The organism is Brachyspira pilosicoli, assembly GCF_019402445.1.
GTDB lineage: Bacteria > Spirochaetota > Brachyspiria > Brachyspirales > Brachyspiraceae > Brachyspira > Brachyspira pilosicoli_B.
Genome location: NZ_SRZM01000143.1, coordinates 1 through 17,096 on the forward strand (window position 1 = coordinate 1; position 17,096 = coordinate 17,096).

The 17,096-nt window shown below is 28.3% G+C and carries 17 protein-coding genes and 2 tRNA genes; 12 read left to right on the forward strand and 7 right to left on the reverse strand.

Features of this window, described 5'->3' with window-relative positions; all coding sequences use genetic code 11:
* Positions 1–146: 146 nt before the first annotated feature.
* The 3 genes from E6A48_RS05715 to E6A48_RS05725 form a co-directional block, all read right to left on the reverse strand.
* Positions 147–575 (reverse strand): hypothetical protein, encoded by a 429-nt coding sequence (locus tag E6A48_RS05715; protein ID WP_219709110.1) that lies wholly within the window; start codon positions 573–575, stop codon positions 147–149.
* 38 nt (positions 576–613) lie between these two features.
* Positions 614–1,708: a sialidase family protein gene (locus E6A48_RS05720; protein ID WP_219709111.1), complete on the reverse strand. Its 1,095-nt coding sequence runs from the start codon at positions 1,706–1,708 to the stop codon at positions 614–616.
* Between the two features lie 114 nt (positions 1,709–1,822).
* Positions 1,823–2,584, reverse strand: a complete 762-nt coding sequence (locus tag E6A48_RS05725; RefSeq protein WP_219709112.1) for a hypothetical protein — start codon at positions 2,582–2,584, stop codon at positions 1,823–1,825.
* A gap of 290 nt (positions 2,585–2,874) precedes the next feature.
* Between E6A48_RS05725 and E6A48_RS05730 the strand changes: the two genes are divergently transcribed.
* Entirely contained in the window at positions 2,875–3,066 is a 192-nt protein-coding gene (locus E6A48_RS05730; protein ID WP_013243270.1) for a putative motility protein, read from the forward strand.
* Between the two features lie 54 nt (positions 3,067–3,120).
* On the opposite strand, the gene obgE is transcribed toward E6A48_RS05730, so the two are convergent.
* A complete protein-coding gene (gene obgE, locus E6A48_RS05735) occupies positions 3,121–5,163 on the reverse strand; it encodes a GTPase ObgE (RefSeq protein ID WP_219709113.1) in 2,043 nt (680 codons plus the stop codon).
* A 136-nt stretch (positions 5,164–5,299) separates the two neighbouring features.
* On the opposite strand from obgE, the gene rnc reads away from it, so the two are divergent.
* On the forward strand, positions 5,300–5,989 hold the full coding sequence (rnc, locus tag E6A48_RS05740) for a ribonuclease III (RefSeq protein WP_219709114.1): 690 nt from the start codon (positions 5,300–5,302) through the stop codon (positions 5,987–5,989).
* Between the two features lie 25 nt (positions 5,990–6,014).
* Positions 6,015–6,662, forward strand: coding sequence for a ribulose-phosphate 3-epimerase (gene rpe, locus E6A48_RS05745; protein WP_219709115.1), 648 nt, complete (start codon positions 6,015–6,017; stop codon positions 6,660–6,662).
* 83 nt (positions 6,663–6,745) lie between these two features.
* On the opposite strand, the gene E6A48_RS05750 is transcribed toward rpe, so the two are convergent.
* Together E6A48_RS05750 and gltX are read right to left on the reverse strand one after the other, a co-directional pair.
* Positions 6,746–7,135 (reverse strand): response regulator, encoded by a 390-nt coding sequence (locus tag E6A48_RS05750; protein WP_015273937.1) that lies wholly within the window; start codon positions 7,133–7,135, stop codon positions 6,746–6,748.
* Between the two features lie 14 nt (positions 7,136–7,149).
* On the reverse strand, positions 7,150–8,595 hold the full coding sequence (gene gltX / locus E6A48_RS05755; protein ID WP_219709116.1) for a glutamate--tRNA ligase: 1,446 nt from the start codon (positions 8,593–8,595) through the stop codon (positions 7,150–7,152).
* Positions 8,596–8,786: 191 nt separating this feature from the next.
* Here gltX and E6A48_RS05760 point away from each other — a divergent pair, with 191 nt between their 5' ends.
* From E6A48_RS05760 to E6A48_RS05775, 4 genes are read left to right on the forward strand one after another with little or no spacing between them, the layout of a single operon-like run.
* Positions 8,787–9,359, forward strand: a complete 573-nt coding sequence (locus E6A48_RS05760) for an HD domain-containing protein (RefSeq protein ID WP_219709117.1) — start codon at positions 8,787–8,789, stop codon at positions 9,357–9,359.
* A gap of 22 nt (positions 9,360–9,381) precedes the next feature.
* Entirely contained in the window at positions 9,382–10,023 is a 642-nt protein-coding gene (locus E6A48_RS05765) for an isochorismatase family protein (RefSeq protein WP_219709118.1), read from the forward strand.
* Positions 10,020–10,544: a methylated-DNA--[protein]-cysteine S-methyltransferase gene (locus E6A48_RS05770; protein ID WP_219709119.1), complete on the forward strand. Its 525-nt coding sequence runs from the start codon at positions 10,020–10,022 to the stop codon at positions 10,542–10,544. The genes E6A48_RS05765 and E6A48_RS05770 overlap by 4 nt, the downstream gene beginning before the upstream one ends.
* An 8-nt stretch (positions 10,545–10,552) precedes the next feature.
* Positions 10,553–11,107, forward strand: a complete 555-nt coding sequence (locus E6A48_RS05775; protein WP_219695224.1) for a GNAT family N-acetyltransferase — start codon at positions 10,553–10,555, stop codon at positions 11,105–11,107.
* A 19-nt stretch (positions 11,108–11,126) separates the two neighbouring features.
* On the opposite strand, the gene E6A48_RS05780 is transcribed toward E6A48_RS05775, so the two are convergent.
* Entirely contained in the window at positions 11,127–12,623 is a 1,497-nt protein-coding gene (locus E6A48_RS05780; RefSeq protein ID WP_219709120.1) for a sodium:solute symporter family protein, read from the reverse strand.
* Positions 12,624–13,111: 488 nt separating this feature from the next.
* On the opposite strand from E6A48_RS05780, the gene E6A48_RS05785 reads away from it, so the two are divergent.
* The 5 genes from E6A48_RS05785 to selB all read left to right on the forward strand — a co-directional run bounded on the left by E6A48_RS05785 (position 13,112) and on the right by selB (position 17,025).
* Positions 13,112–13,194 (forward strand) — tRNA-Tyr (locus E6A48_RS05785).
* Between the two features lie 34 nt (positions 13,195–13,228).
* On the forward strand, positions 13,229–13,552 hold the full coding sequence (locus E6A48_RS05790) for an STAS domain-containing protein (RefSeq protein ID WP_219709121.1): 324 nt from the start codon (positions 13,229–13,231) through the stop codon (positions 13,550–13,552).
* Between the two features lie 62 nt (positions 13,553–13,614).
* Positions 13,615–13,704, forward strand: a tRNA-Sec gene (locus E6A48_RS05795).
* 110 nt (positions 13,705–13,814) lie between these two features.
* Positions 13,815–15,161, forward strand: coding sequence for an L-seryl-tRNA(Sec) selenium transferase (gene selA, locus E6A48_RS05800; protein ID WP_219709122.1), 1,347 nt, complete (start codon positions 13,815–13,817; stop codon positions 15,159–15,161).
* A gap of 64 nt (positions 15,162–15,225) precedes the next feature.
* Positions 15,226–17,025, forward strand: coding sequence for a selenocysteine-specific translation elongation factor (selB, locus tag E6A48_RS05805; RefSeq protein ID WP_219709123.1), 1,800 nt, complete (start codon positions 15,226–15,228; stop codon positions 17,023–17,025).
* Positions 17,026–17,096 lie beyond the last annotated feature (71 nt).

Consider the following 17,096-nt stretch of genomic DNA (forward strand, 5'->3'; position numbering starts at 1 on the left):
TTAAAGTAAATAATAAATTAAGATATTTTTTATTTTTGATGTTATTATAGTTCAAATATATATAAATAAATTAAATGAATTTTAATTTGTTAAATAGTATTTTATGATTTTATATTTTATTTGTAAGTATATTTATTTACTATCACTTACTTTCTTACAACTTCTGCAAACTTTGAAATATTAAATACTCTTGTAGTTTTGCTTTTTTCAAGTGACGCTCTAACTATAAGAAGCTTATGATTAAGCAAGCTATCATAAACATAATCGCTGTCTAAAACAATAGAAGAAAGTTTATCTTCAGTAGATTTACAATCCAAATTATCAGGTAAATCATCATCAAACCTAAAAAAAGCCTTATGAGAAGAAAATACAAAATCTTTGCTGTTCCAATTAATTATAATAGTTTTGTTCTTATTTTCTTTATTAACATTTACTATTAAATATGTGTCTTCACTCCAAGATGATAGTTTATAAGCAAGAAGCCTATAGCTAATATTTTTATCATCTTCCACAACGTCCCATTCATCTGGTTTTATCTCATAGATTTCAGGGTTCATTATATCTTTATCGTCCATAAATATCTCTCTCCCAATAAACAAAGTCTACTATATTTTTAATCTAAAGTAAATACACTTAAAAATATTTTTCTTATTTTATCTCTATTGTCATAACCATAGTAAACACAATATATATTATTGTTCTCATCATTAACACACCAAGGATAACCGCAATCAGTACTTTTCATTTTATCTTCTATAATTATCTCTTTTTTTTGTATATCATAATCAGAATAATTTTTTAAATCATTTAAATCGTTTATTACAATCGCCCTCACCCCATAAGGCTTTAATCTATACCCATAACTTAATAAAACTCTACTCTCATCAATCTTTAAAGGATTTAGAGGATAGCCTTTAATATTAGTAAAACAAGGTTTAGTAAAACTCTTTCCATTGTCTAGAGAATAACTCAAAGAAGTAAAAGCATATTCATCATTAACATGCGTTCTTATAAATGCCCACAATACATTATTATGATATATGAGAGAAGGCTCAACATATTCTATTTTGCTTTTTTTATTCTCAATTTTTCTGTATTCAGTTTCACACAAAAAACTCTTTATATCCCAATTAATCAAATCTTTAGTATATAAAACATAACATTGATACTTAGAATTATTTTTGTTTATATATTTTTTATAGGCATATATAGGCATAAGTATTTCATTATTTAGTTTTACCATGCTGCCTCTAACCGCAAAGTTCTTCATTCTATTTTTTAATACAATAGTATTAGCCTTTGAAAAAGTTTTACCATTATCATAACTAATACAGTAACCTATACCGCTTAATAATGCTATTGTGTTATCATATTTCAAAAAAGTATTTTCTTTTAATAAATCAATCTCACTTTGCGGGTGAAAAGTATATCTAAAGTAGTAGGCAATTATAGTTTTATCATCAACTCTAAAAAGCTGTACATCTTGTTTTGCAGCATCATCTTCTTTAGCTATTTCTATTGTGTTAATTATTTTTCCTTTATAATAAGTTATTAGAATAGCTTTACTTAAAGAATGTAAATGAGAATAATTTTTTTTATTTTTTGGAGCAAGCCTAAAACTCACTAAATATTTATTTTTTTCTAATTTCACTATAGAAGGAAATGCAGGATATTCATTTTTATTACAATATAAAATTTGTTTATTCATAATTAATTTTAAATAACTTTTTAATAAATATGTTTATACAATAATTTTCGGCATAAAAAAGCCCGCACACATAAAAATATGCATACAGGCTTTTTATTATTTTTTAATATTAAATTAGAATCTCAAAGTAATACCTATACGAGGAAGTATTAAAGCTCTTATATTAGCAAATATTTTATACCCTGAAAAAGAAGAGAATTGAGGAATATCAAATATAGGAGAAGCCCAAGGAGCAACATAATAACCTAAATCAAACAAAGAAATATCTATACCAACCTGAACAGGCCAATTAGCACCAGTTTTAGGGAATAATTGTATTCTCCAGCCCAATTCAAGAGATAAGTAAAAACCGCCATGAGAAGATAAACTAGTAATACCATTAGCCTCTATGTTTGGACCATAACCATTAGCCCTCAAAGCAGTACCACCAATTCTTGGAGATAAGAAAAATCCAAAAGGAGCATTCTTCCAAAAGAAAAACTTAACATTTAAAGACCAAGGAATAGTACTGAAAGTTATTTTATCTTGTCCAGCACTAATCTCTCCAACAGAAAAACCAATATCAAGACCAACTGTCATGAAATTAACAGGAGCAAAATCATAACTAAAACCTAAACCAAAAGCATAATGTTTTGACCTTAAATCAGTTCCAGTAGTATCTCCTCCTCCAGATGTAACCATCTGATCTATATTTATAAACTTAACACCAATATCAAAAAGTCCAGCATATAATGTAGGACCAAAGTTAATACCAAATAAACTCCTGCCATGCATATAATCTAAAAATGCATTACCTGTTTTCTCACCAATATTCTGTGCAAATAAACCTGTGCTTAATGATACAATCATCATTAAGGCTATAAGTAACTTTTTCATAATATAACTCCAAAAAGTATTTTACATAATGTTAACATAACTGAACAAAAAGTCAATTAATTTCATAATAATTTTTTTATTATTTTTAATATTTATATATAAATTTTAATTTTTATTAAAAAGTTTTATATGTATAAAAAAATAGCAAATAAAAAACATAATATATTCCATAATGTTTTATTTTTCTTAATTTCACAAAAATCATATTGATAAAAATAATTCTTTATTTACAATTATTACTATATATAGGTTTTACTTATATATAATATATAAAAAATGGAGGTGATTTTATGGACGTTTCTGCTTACAATTCTTATTCTACAGCTGCATTAAAACAAGATGTTTCTTTGAGCATGATAAGAAAATCTACAGATATGCAAGCTCAAGCTATAGACAAAATAATGTCTAGTGCAATTCAGCCTCAAGCTATATCAGAGCCTATGAGACCTGGTGTTGGTGAAAGATTGAATGTATACGCTTAAAAAAAGCAAAAATAAAGGGTTACTATTATTGTAGTAGCCCTTTGTTTTTTTTAATTAAATATTTACAGCATAAGAGAGTACTCCATTAACTATCTCCTCTCTCACCTTTCCGCCTTCAACTAACTTTTTTAATAATTCGCTTACCCTTTTTTCATCTTCATTAAAACTAATAGCTATCATATGAACAGTATCAGGTTGCCTCATTAAAAAGTTTACTATATCTTCTTCAGTAATTTTTTTAGTGTTTCCTTTTGCCTTATTTGATACGCTCGGCACATCTATTTCAATACCGCAATTTGCCTCAAAATATTTTTTCGCTTTATCCATATCTTCATCACTTAATGCCTTAGCCTTTTCATTAGCTGTTCTTCTAGTAGCTGTAACAAGCTGAACTTTATTAGGTTTTATTTTATTTACTATTTTTATTATATCATCAAGCTCTTCTTTACTGTCATTGATTCCTTTAAGTAAAAATACCTCAAGCCAATACTCACCCTCAAAAACTCTTCTAAACTCTATAAGCCCATTAACCATTTTGTCAAAATCAATTTCTTTATTAGGCTGGTCTATTAACTTAAAAGTATCAATGTTACCAGCATCAAGAGAAGGTATAATTAAATCCGCCATAAGCAAATTAGAACGCATCTCTTGTTTATATAAAAGTGAACCATTTGTTATAATGCATACAGGAATATCAGTTATTTGTTTGATTTCATAAATTAACTTTTTTAAATCTTTATATAATGTAGGCTCTCCAGAACCTGCAAATGTTATATAGTCAATGTTTTTATTATTAAGCAAAGCCTCTTTTAATTCGTATATTATCTCATCAACAGAATAATAATTAGCAAGACTCGTTTTAGTATTTTCCTCAGAACCTAACTGACAATATATACAATTATAACTGCAAGTTTTATGAGGTATAACATCTATTCCCAAAGAATTGCCAAGCCTTTTTGATACCACAGGTCCAAATACTCTTTTTGTTTTTAATTTTGATTTATTTTTATTTTGATTAAGAAGTAAAGGCTCTTTAATTTCTTTTTTAGCGTTGTCGTATCTCTCTTCATTTGCTTTATAGAATGCATTTATAACCTTATCAAGAAGCTCACCGTCTAAACTAAATACTGATAAAGCAAATGTTTCTGGCTCTTCATAATGAGTTTCTTTATTGTTTTTATATTCTTTTTTTATAGTCTTTTCTATAGCTTTTACTTTTTCTTTTATTTCATCTTCTTCAAGCATATCAGTTTTATTTAATATTATTATAGACTTTTTCTTTATCAATTCTTTACTGTATTGTTTTAATTCGTTTCTAAGTTTTTTATAAGTATCAACCACATCTTCATCGGTTAAATCTATAACAAAACACAAAGCCCCTGTTCTTTCAATATGTCTTAAAAAAGTAAGCCCAAGCCCAGCACCTTCACTAGCTCCTTCTATAATACCAGGAATATCGGCAATAACAAAACTTCTTTCATAGTCTAAATAACATACACCCAAATTCGGAGTAAGTGTTGTAAAAGGATATGATGCAATTTTTGGATTTGCTCTTGTAAGTCTTGCAAGTAAGCTTGATTTACCAGCATTGGGCATACCAACAAGACCAATATCGGCTATAAGTTTAACTTCTAATCTTATATTAAGCTTTTCACCGTCTAAACCATGCTGAGCATAGTCTGGTGCCTGATTGGTAGCAGTGGCATAAAACTTATTGCCTTTGCCTCCTTTGCCTCCTCTTGCAACAGTAAAACTTTGTCCGTCTTCAAGTAAATCAGCTAATATATTATTTGTATCATCATCATAAACAACTGTGCCTATAGGAACTCTTATAACAACATCATCTCCCTTTTTTCCGTCGCTTAGTCTTGCTCTTCCTGGCTCTCCATCCCTTGCTCTAAATCTTTTTCTGCTTTTTATCTTTCCAAAACTATTTATCCTCGCATCAACTCTTACTATTACATCGCCTCCTTCTCCACCATTTCCTCCGTCAGGTCCACCCATAGGTACATGTGCTTCTCGTCTGAAACTTACACAGCCTGCTCCACCATGTCCTGCTTCTATTTCAAAATTTACTACATCTATAAATTGTTCCATTTTTTTATTACCTATCTTTTATACTATTTTTGATAAGAAATTATTATATTATAAAATAACTTTTTATCAATCATATAATAAAAAATATATATTTTGTTGTTGACTACTTTTTTATTCATTGTATCATAAATCTACTATGATAAATAAAATATTATTAGATTGCGAAAAAGTTTTACAATATAGTTTCAAAAATAAAAATTATCTCTTAGAAGCAATAACACACAGAACCTTTGCAAATGAAAATGGAAACATGAAATATAATCAGCGTCTTGAGTTTTTGGGTGATTCTGTGCTTTCTCTTATAATATCAGAACATATTTACAAAGAATATAATAATGTAAAAGAAGGTAAACTATCAAAAATTAAATCTTATTTAGTTTCTCAAAACACATTAGCTAATATATCAAGAAAATTAAAACTTGGAGATTTTCTTTTACTTGGAAAAGGAGAAGAAGCTTCAGGCGGAAGAGAAAGAGACAATATGCTTGAAGATTTGTTTGAAGCTATAATTGGAGCAGTATATTTAGATTCAAATTTAGAAAACACAAAAAACTTCGTTATGAGAGTTTATAAAGATATATTAAATAAATTAGATATTAATAATTTTGACAAAGATTATAAAACTATACTTCAAGAAATTGTACAAAAAAAGTATAAAATTACACCAACATATAAATCATATGAATATAATGAAAATGATAATATAATGTTTAAAGTAGAAGTTTATGTAAAAACTAAAAACTATGCTTCTGGAATTGGAAAAAGCAAAAAGGAAGCAGAGACAAATGCTGCTAAAAAAGCATTAGAAGAAATAGAAAATATATAAAATATTAATAACAAGGATAATAAAAATGAATAAAATAATAATAGCACCATCTATATTAACAGCATCTTTTGCTAATTTGGAATCTACTATAAAAGAACTAGAAGAAGCAGGAGCAGATTATTTGCATTTAGATATAATGGACGGAAGTTTTGTGCCTCAAATAACATTCGGTTCTAAAATTGTGTCTGACATAAAAAAAATTACATCTTTGCCTCTTGATGTTCATTTAATGATAGTAAATCCAGAAAAACATATTGATGATTTTGCTAAGGCTGGTGCTGATATCATTAGTGTACACTATGAAGGAAATATTCATTTACATAAATTGATAATGCAAATAAAATCTCATAATATAAAGGCAGGAATAGTTCTTAATCCTCATACAAGAGTTGATGTTATAGAGCCTCTCATAGATGATATTGACAATGTTCTTATAATGTCAGTGAACCCTGGTTTCGGCGGGCAGAAATTCATAACAAATTCAATAAAAAAAATTGAAGAAACAAAAAAACTAATAGCTCAAAGAGATATTATAATATCCGTTGATGGAGGAATTAATTTAAACACTTGCAGCGATGTTATAAAGGCAGGAGCTAATTTACTAGTTGCAGGAAGTGCTATAATAGACAGCAAAGATAAAAAAGAAACTATCAAGCAATTAAAAAACTTTTAAAAAATTATTCAAATTATTTTTATATAAAAAAGGCTTAAGTTTTTAATTAAACTCAAGCCTTTATTATTTTATAAATATATTATTTATTTTTTATTATTTTTCTTATATTCTATAGCATCATTTACTATAGGAACTAATGTCTCAAAATCAAGAGGCTTTTCTATAAGTCTAAATACACCTTCAGCTATTATCTCTTTTACCATATCAGTATTTCCATAAGCTGTTATAATTATTATAGGTATAGAGTTCTTTCTTTTTTTCATTTCTCTTATAAGAGCAAGCCCTGTCATAGAAGGCATAAGCAAATCTGTAATAATAACATCAACAGGATTATGTTCTAATATTGTTATAGCAACTTTTCCATTTTCAGCAGTTAATACTTCTAAGTCATGTGCTTCAAGAGTATAGGTTATAAGATTACGTATATTCTCTTCATCATCTACTGCAAGTATTAAGGGTTTACCATTAAGCATACATTATACCCCTATTATATATATTTAGATAATCTGTATAAAATATTTTCTTTACCCAAAAGCTCGCATATATGTGATAACTCAGTACCAGCACTGCTTCCTGTTATAACATATCTTATAGGGTGATACAAATTAGGTCCTTTAAGACCAGTTTCTTTTTGAGCTTGTTTTATTAAATCTTTCATATATTGATCAGTTATTTCATTAGCATTTTCTATATTAGTTTTAATAAACTGAAGAAGCTTTTTACTTTCTTCTTTATTTACAACTTCTTTCATCTCATCTGTAAGCTCAAAATCATTCTCAAAAAATACAGGAACATATTTAACAATATCAGATAAAACAACACAATTATGTCTTATTACAGATATAAGCTTTTTAGCCCAAGCATGCTCTTCTTCTGTGTAATTTTCTTTTAAGAAGCCTCCCTGTATAAGATAAGGCAAGAATAATTCTGTAGCCTCGTCCAAATCAAGATTTTTAATATGCCAAGCATTTAAATGTCTTAATTTAGCAGTATCAAATATAGCAGGACTCTTAGAAAATCTATCTAAAGTGAAAGCTTTAATCATATCTTCATCATTCATATTTTCCATAGCTTCAGGGTGAGTCCAACCAAGTAAAGCAAGGAAGTTTCTCATAGCTTGAGGCAAGAATCCTTCATCTTTATATTCCATTAAAGTAGCAGCACCATGTCTTTTTGATAATTTCTTTCTGTCATTTCCAAGTATTGAAGAAGTATGAGCAAATCTAGGAACTTCTGCTCCCAATGCCTCATAAATAAGTATTTGTTTTGGAGTATTAGATATATGATCCTCTCCTCTTATAACATGCGAAATCTTCATAAGCATATCATCTATAACTACAGCATAATTATAAGTAGGAAAACCATTTTCTCTAACAATTATAATGTCGCCAATTTCATCACTATTAGTTTTAACAACTCCCCTAACAAAATCTTCAAATACTATTTGCTGATTTTTAGGCACTCTAAATCTTATTTTAGCAGGCTCTCCATTAGCAACTCTTCTTTTAGCCTCTTCTAATGGTATATCCTTACATTTACCGTCATATATTATAGGCTGATTTAGAGTTTTCTGCATATTTGACTTTTTTTCTAACTCTTCAGAAGTACAAAAACAATAATATGCCTTACCCTCTTCCATAAGTTTTTCAGTGTATTTTTTATATATATCAAGTCTTTCAGATTGAAAATATGGACCATAATTTCCGCCAACTTCAGGACCCTCGTCCCAATCAATTCCAAGCCATTTTAATGATTTAATAGCCATATCAACAGCTTCTTTTGTGCTTCTCTCTTGATCTGTATCTTCTATTCTTAAAATTAATTTTCCTTTTATAGATTTAGCATAAAGCCAATTAAATAACGCTGTTCTTGCATTTCCTATATGTAAAAAACCAGTTGGAGATGGAGCAAAACGAACTCTAATATCTGACATAAAAAAATATCCTTAAATTATTAACTTAGCTTATTATACAATAAAAAAAATAAATATCAATTAATAATATTATAAATTTATTCTTAATAATATACATAAAAATAGATAAAAATAACTACTATTATATAAAAATTTTATATTGAAAAATAGAATAATATATTATATAATTGTTTTCATATTTGGAGTTATCAATGGCAAGCATAGAAAGAGAAAAAGCTATAGAGTTATTTAAAAAATACAACAAAGAACCATCTCTATTTAAACATGCCCTATCAGTTGAAGCTGTAATGAGATATTTTGCTAATAAATATAATGAAGATGCTGAAGAATGGGCAATGGTTGGCTTTTTGCATGATATGGATTATGAAATGTTTCCTAATGAGCATTGCATAAAAGTAAAAGAGATATTAGAAAAAGAAGGCTTGCCTGAAAGTTTTATTAGAGCTATACAAAGTCATGGTTTTGGAATATGCACAGATATAGAACCTACTACTAATATGGAAAAAACTTTATATGCTGTAGATGAACTTGCAGGTTTTATTTTGGCTTGTGCTTTGGTAAGACCTTCAAAAAGTTTAGATGATATGGAAGTAAAATCAGTTAAGAAGAAATTAAAAGATAAAGCTTTTGCTGCTAAAGTTGATAGAAGTATTATAAACAATGGTGCTGAGAGACTTAATATATCATTAGATGAATTAATAAAAGAAACTATAGAAGCTTTAAAACCTATACAAGAGAGTATAGGATTACAAAAAATATCTTAAAAATAATTTTTAGGTTTCCATTATGAGTAAGGTTAAGATACTAACAATAGTAGATATGCAAAATGATTATATGGAAGGCGGTCCTATGGCTGTTAATGGAGCTATTAGCCTCATACCTGTAATTAATGACCTTATAAAAAACGGAGAATATGATGCTATAATTGCTACTCAAGATTGGCATCCATCAAATCATATATCTTTTGCTTCAACTCATAATAAAGAACCTTTTTCTAAAATCAGAGTAATGGACCAAGAAACTGGCGATGAAGATATTTTAACACTTTGGCCTCGTCATTGTGTTGCTAGAACTTTTGGCTCTGCTATTGTTGATGAATTAAAAAAGAAAAAAGATTATATTTACGTTCAAAAGGGTGTTGATGCTGATGATGAGGGAGTATCTGGATTTTCTTATATGCATAAGGATTTTATAGATGCTGCTAGAGAAAATAAAGAAGTATTGATATTAGATTTTGTGGGGGTTGCTTTGGATTATGCTGTTTATTATACTGCAAGAGATACAGCTCAATACGTAACTTCTATTAATGCTGAATATTTAGTTAGCGTAAATGTTTTAGAATATGCAACTGCTGCAATGAATCCAGATAAAGTGTATGAATTATATTCCAATACCAAAAACATTAATCTTAAAAAGGTTCATCTGTGAATATTATAAGACTTGAAAATAGTCCGATTGATGATAAAGTGTTTTTGTATAAAAGCCCTATTGGAAACTTGTATTTAACTCATTATAATAAAGATTATATCACTTCTATTTCTTTTCAAAGCAATTATAGTATAAGCACTGATAAAGAACCAGAAATTATAAAAGAAGCTAAAAAAGAGTTAGATGAATATTTTGAGTTAAAAAGAAAGATATTTGATATACCAATAGCAGTATATGGAAGCGATTTTCAATATAAAGTGTGGAAAGAAACTTATAAAATTCCTTTTGGAGAAATAGAAACATACTCCAATATAGCAAAAAAAATATCTAAAACTTCTGGTAGTATTTTTAGAGCAGTTGGAAGTGCTGAGGGCAAAAATAAAATACCAATTATAATACCATGCCACAGAGTAGTTTCTAAAGATTTGAAATTAACAGGATATGCCGGAGGAATAGAAAAAAAGGAATATTTACTGAAACTTGAAGGTTTTAATATAGATAAATTAAAAATAATAAGATAGTAATAAAAATGATTAAAAAAAGTTATAATACAAGCAGATTACTTTTAGTGCAGCCTAACCTTGAAATGGCTAATTCTATTTTTGATTTTTATTATAGAAACAAAGATTTCTTTAGAGAGTTTGACCCATACAGACCTGATATATTCTATAAACTTAATACTCATAAAAATATTATAAAAAAAGAAATGGAAGATACTAAAAACTCAAGAATGCTTAAATTTTATTTATTTAAAATAGAAGATAGAAAAAAAATAATAGGAATGATTAGTTTTGCTAATATAGTAAAGGGTTCTTTTTTATCTTGCACTGTTGGATATAAATTAGATAAAGATGAAACAAAAAAAGGCTATATGACAGAAGCATTAAAATATGCAATAGACATAGTATTTAAAGAATTGAAACTTCATAGAATAGAGGCAAATATTATGCCGCATAATAAACCATCATTAGATTTAGCAAGAAGACTAGGTTTTGAATATGAGGGACTTGCAAAAAAATATTTAAAAATTAATAATAAATGGGAAGACCATATACATATGACCATATTAAATGATGATATATGATTTTCCCATTAATTATTTTTTAATCAACATCTTCGGTAACAACAGAGTTTATACAATTTTCAATATTTGTTTTCTCTTCATCAGATTCTTTTTCTTCTGATTTTTCTTTTATGAGCAAAGCAGAAACTACATATACAAAACAAGCACATAAACCAGCATATATAGGAGCTTCTACCCAGCCAACATTTAATTTTAATATAAATAGAGTGCTTGTTACTAAACCTGTAATCATAGAAAGTAAGCAAGCAGTAATATTAGCTTGTATGAACGGCTTCATCATAATAGGTCCAACAAACATAGCAATAAGTCCGCCTGTTCCAATATAAGCTATTTGATTAAGCATTCCTTGAGGAGCTATATAAGTTAATACTAGTCCCCAAACTCCAGTAAATACTACACCTATTCTGTTTATTATAGTACTGCTTTTTTCTGCTTTATCAGTGAATGCTACAAACAAATCATGAGAAAGAGAAGAAGCTAATGCTTGTAGTACAGAGCTTATTGTAGAAAGCATTGCAAACAATATAAATAATATAATCATTCCTCCAATAGCAGGCGGAAGATATGAAGTTAAAAATACAGGCATAGCACTATCAGGATTAGGAAGATTAGGATTTTTATAAAACATATAAAGTCCAACTATTGGAACTAAACTTAATATTATACCCATAGGTGCCATTATCAAAGCCATAGCAGGAATATTAATTTTATCTTTGAATGATAAAAATCTTACAGACATATAAGGCAATGTTGTAGTAAATAAAAATGCATATATGAATACTAAAAATACTTTATATTTACCTTCTCCATAAGGATTAGATGTTGTAGGGTTAATAAACTCTGGCTTAATAGCTCCTACACTATTAATAAGCTCTGTCATAGAAACATCTTTTATTATTGTAAGATAAACTATTATAGAAGCTACTAACATACCAATACACATTATAGTATCAGTGATAGCAACAGCAAGCAACCCTCCCTGAACAGTAAATATTATAATCACAATCATAAGTATTATAGAAGCTAAATGTTCAGATACTCCAAGCCACTGTGAAGCAACTAACCCTATCGCTCTTATTTGTCCTATTATATATACAGATAAAAATACAAAAGTAGCAATTCCTCCAAGACCATGAACTATTCTTTTTTGAGTTTTATTTCCATTATGAGTTTTAGCAATATATTCTGGTACAGTAAAACCGCCAGCTTCCTCGGCTTTTTTCTTCATAAATCCAGCAAAAAATAATGTACCAAAAGTAATAGCAGGAGCAAAGAAAAAGTTAGCAAATATCTCTATAGCACCATAAGCATAGGTAGTACCAGGTGAACCAATAAAACCCCAACCGCTGTAACCAGTAGCCATCAATGTACCAGCTCCAACAAAAGCCCCTATAGATTTTGCTCCGAGTAAGAAACCTTCAGAGCTTCCTTTTTTTATTTTCAATTGAGTCCAAAAACCAATTCCAATTAAAATTAAAGATGCTAATATCAATATAATCCAATTTCCAAGTATCATTTTTTATCTCCTTTATTTTTATCACTTACTGTTTTATATAAAAATGCTGCTAAAGGCACTGCAATTAAAATTACACAGCCATACAAAAAATAGTCTATAACCCATGAACCTGTCATAGTATACTCCTTAAAAAAAATTTAAAATACTAATGTTAGATTAATAAAATTGCGGATATATAAGACTATTAACGCCTGAATTTTATAGATTTTTTTGTTTTGATAGATTTATGACTTGGAGAAGTGAAAGAAAGCATTTGGGAATGCTTGATTTTATTGAATGATGCGTAAAGCATAAAAATATACTCTCCAAAAATTGTATGTATTTAGATTAATACATAACATTATTTTTGTCAAGTATTTTTTTTAATTTTTTTATAAAAAAAACACAAAACAATAAAATATAAAAAATAAATTAATAAATAATATATAGGGGCTTGACTTTTTTTTATTTTATGGTAATATAGCAAACATCAATTTTCAAGTTGATATGGGTAGGTGGCCGAGCAGTCAATGGCAGCAGACTGTAAATCTGTCGACGTGAGTCTACGGGGGTGCGAATCCCTCCCTGCCCACATTCTTTTTTATCTCTAACAAAAGGACTATTAAATGGCTATAGAGTTTAATGATGCATATATATCTATAGTTCCTGAAGCTAATCTTTGTAGTTCTGAAGAAATATACAGATTCGCTAATGAATCTGAAGAAGCTGCTTCTATTAGAATGCCTATTGTAATACTTGACTTAAAAAATACCAAAGAAATTAATAGTGCTGGAATAGCAAAAATATTAAAACTTTATAAAAACTTACAAGCTTTAAAAATAAAATTATATATGATGAATCTCAATACAGATGTAGAGCCTATATTAAAGAATCTACTACTCACATATTTAATCACAAAAATAGAAAGTGTAAAAGATTTAGACCTTTAATTAAACTAAAAAATATAAATCGTTGACATAAAATAAAAAGTAATATATCATTAAAAAAGCTTGGAGGTAGATGAGTCCCGGTGGGCTCCGCGCTCTTCAAAAGCGTTGGACGTTATAGCAACGTTGGCAGGTTCAACTCCTGCCTCTTCCGATAAATAAGCGATTATTAAAAATAGTATGATTAAATTACTAATTAAACATTGAAAATAGTCTCTTATTCTTGAGGAATATTGTATTTTTATTGAGAAAAGGAGGCTAACAAATGAATAATAATTTTAACTTAGTTCAAACCAATGTCGTATTGGAAGATAATTCTATTAAACCATATCATAAAATTTTATCTCGTCCTATAGTTACTGATATTATCAGAGAAATATTAGAAAAATTAAGAGCAGAATTAAAAAATAATCCAAATGCTCATTACAACAAAGAAGATATTATCAAATTATGTGAAATAAGATTAAAAGAAAAATCTAACCTCCCTATAAAAAGAGTTATAAATGCAACAGGCACTATCATGCACACTAATTTAGGTCGTTCTCCTATTGATGAAGATATATGGCAGGAAGTAAAAGATTTAAATATATACAGCAATAACCTCGAATACAACATAAACAAAGAAGGAAGAGGTTTAAGGGGTGAGTTTTTATACACATTATTAGCTAAACTCACAGGTGCTGAAGATGCTCTAGTTGTAAATAATAATGCGGCTGCTGTATTTTTAATATTAAAAACATTCGCTAAAGAAAAAGAGGTTGTAGTATCTAGAGGCGAACAGGTGCAAATAGGAGGCGGTTTTAGAATACCAGATATATTAAGAGAAGCTGGTGCTAAACTCGTTGAAATAGGTACTACAAATATAGTAACAATAAACGATTATAAAGAAGCTATAACAGAAAATACTGCTATGATATTAAAAGTGCATGCTTCAAATTTTAAAATTAGAGGTTTTGTAAAAAGTCCATCATTTAAAAAAATTAAAGATGCTATACCAAGCAATATACCATTAGTTTATGATGAGGGGGCTGGCATATTTGATGAGAGTATGTCTGAAGAAGACCATATAAAATCAGCATTAAAAGCGGGGGTTGATTTGGTATGTTTTTCTGGGGATAAGATGTTTTCAAGCGTGCAGGCTGGCATTATAGTTGGAAAAAAAGAATATATAGCCAAAATATACAAACATCCTCTTATGAGGGCTTTTAGATGCGGTAAAACTGTGCTTTCTATATTAGAGAAAAATGTTATAAAAAGATTAAACACAGAAGGACAATTTAAGGGTTATTGCGAAAGATTATTATCTATTAGAGAGGAAACTGTAAAGCAAAAAGCATTTAGAATTATTAATGATTTAAATGGCTTTGATGTAGTAGAAGAATATGTAGAAACTGGAGGCGGTGCTATGGCTGATACTTTCTACTCTTCTTATGCTATAAGTTTTAAGCCTAAAAACATTAAAGAGACTATAAAATATTTGCATAATTTGGATACTCCTATTATATCGAAGGTAAAAAAAGATTATATATTATTATATGTTTTAACAATAGAAGAGAGAGATATTGAGTATATATATAATGTGTTAAAGCATATAGAAAAAGAATATTTATAATTAAAAAAATATTAGTTTAATAAAATTAATTAGGGCGAATAATTTTTAATTTAAGGAAATGTCAATGAACAAAATTATAGGAACTGCTGGGCATGTTGATCATGGTAAATCAGAATTAATCAAAGCTTTAACAGGTATTGCTATGATGCGTTTACCTGAAGAAAAGAAAAGAGAGATGACTATTGATTTGGGTTTTGGATTTTTTAAGCCTAATGATGATATTACTATTGGTGTAATAGATGTTCCGGGGCATGAAAGATTTATTAGAAATATGGTTGCTGGAATGTGGAGCTTAGATTTAGTTATGCTTGTTGTATGTGCCAATGAGGGCTGGATGAATATGACAGAAGAGCATGCTAAAGTGGCTTTGGCGTTGGGAATAAAAAATATTGTATGCGTAATAAATAAGATTGACCTTGTTGATGACAATAAATTAAAAGAATCTGAAGAGAGCATTAAAAAAAATTTATATAGAATATTTCAAAGAGATATAGAAACAATAAAAGTATCCGCTTTAAATGGCACTAATATAGATTTATTAAAAGAAAGAGTTACTGATATATTAATAAATGACAAAACAAAAGAAGAGATAAAAACTCATATCTATGTAGATAGGGTATTTTCTATAAAAGGAGCTGGTCTTACAATTACAGGAAGTATTAAAGGAGGCGACATAAAAAGAGATGACACTCTTATACACTACCCTACTAAAAAAGAAGTATCTATAAGAAATATTCAGTCATACCATCAAGATAGAGAAATTGTGCATTCTACTTCGAGGGTTGCTTTAAATTTAAAAAATATAAAAAAAGAAGAGATAAGAAGGGGGCATTTATTATGCTCTAAAGAGGAGAATGTTTTTCTAACAGATGAAATAATATTAGAATTGCTTGGAAATAGTGATGTTGATTATTTGAAAAAGATAAAAAATGCAGAGTTTGCAATTGGTACAGAATGTTTAGTAGCTCAGATTATACCTTTATACAAAAAACAAGATAACAACAATAAAGATGACAGCAAAGAAATAGATAGGAGATTTATAAGATTAAAATTTGATGAGCCTATAGCAGTATTTTGGAAAGAGAGAGGAATACTTATTAGCCATGGAGGAAGTGCTATAATTGGTACAGGTGATGTATTTTGGGGTGAAAAAACCAATCCATTTATTAGAAAAAATATTATGGATAGGGCTTCAGATTTCTTGGGTAAAATAGAGAGAAAAAAATATACTGACTTAGTAATGAGTGTTAATGGATATAGTTTAGCTAGCGGAAATATGCCTGAATATGCTGTAAAACTTGCTAACTATTTTGTAAAAAAAGATTATTTAAAAGAGTCAACTGAAAGAATAAAAAAACTAATAGAAGTAAAAAAAGATGGATTTTCTTTTGAAGATATAAAAAATTATCTTAATATAGAAGCTTCATTTACAAAACCTTTTATTGATTATTTATTAGAAAATAAAATTATCATGTCATTAGACAACAATATATATAAAAAATATGTTGATACAGTACAGCTTACTAACTCACAAAAGATGCTTATTGAAAGATTAAAAAAAGAAGATTTAAATGGCCTAGATGAAAAAATTATTAAAACTATTAATAACGGAATAAAAGATATAAAAACACTAACAGCATTGAAATATGCAACCTACCTTGATGAAGGATTATATTATCATACAGAAGTTTACAACAGAGTAAAAAGCCTAATAATGAAGAACACCAAAAAAAATGATGTTATCACTATAGCATTAGTTAAAGAGAGAACAGGGTTATCTAGAAAATACACCATACCTATACTAAATGCTTTAGAGAGAGAAAAGCTAGTAAAAAGACAAGGCAATGACAGAATAGTGCTTTAATTAATTAAATGCTGAAAAAATATATTTTGTCAATAAGTTTATTTTATTCAACTTTTTCCCGCAGCAAAAAG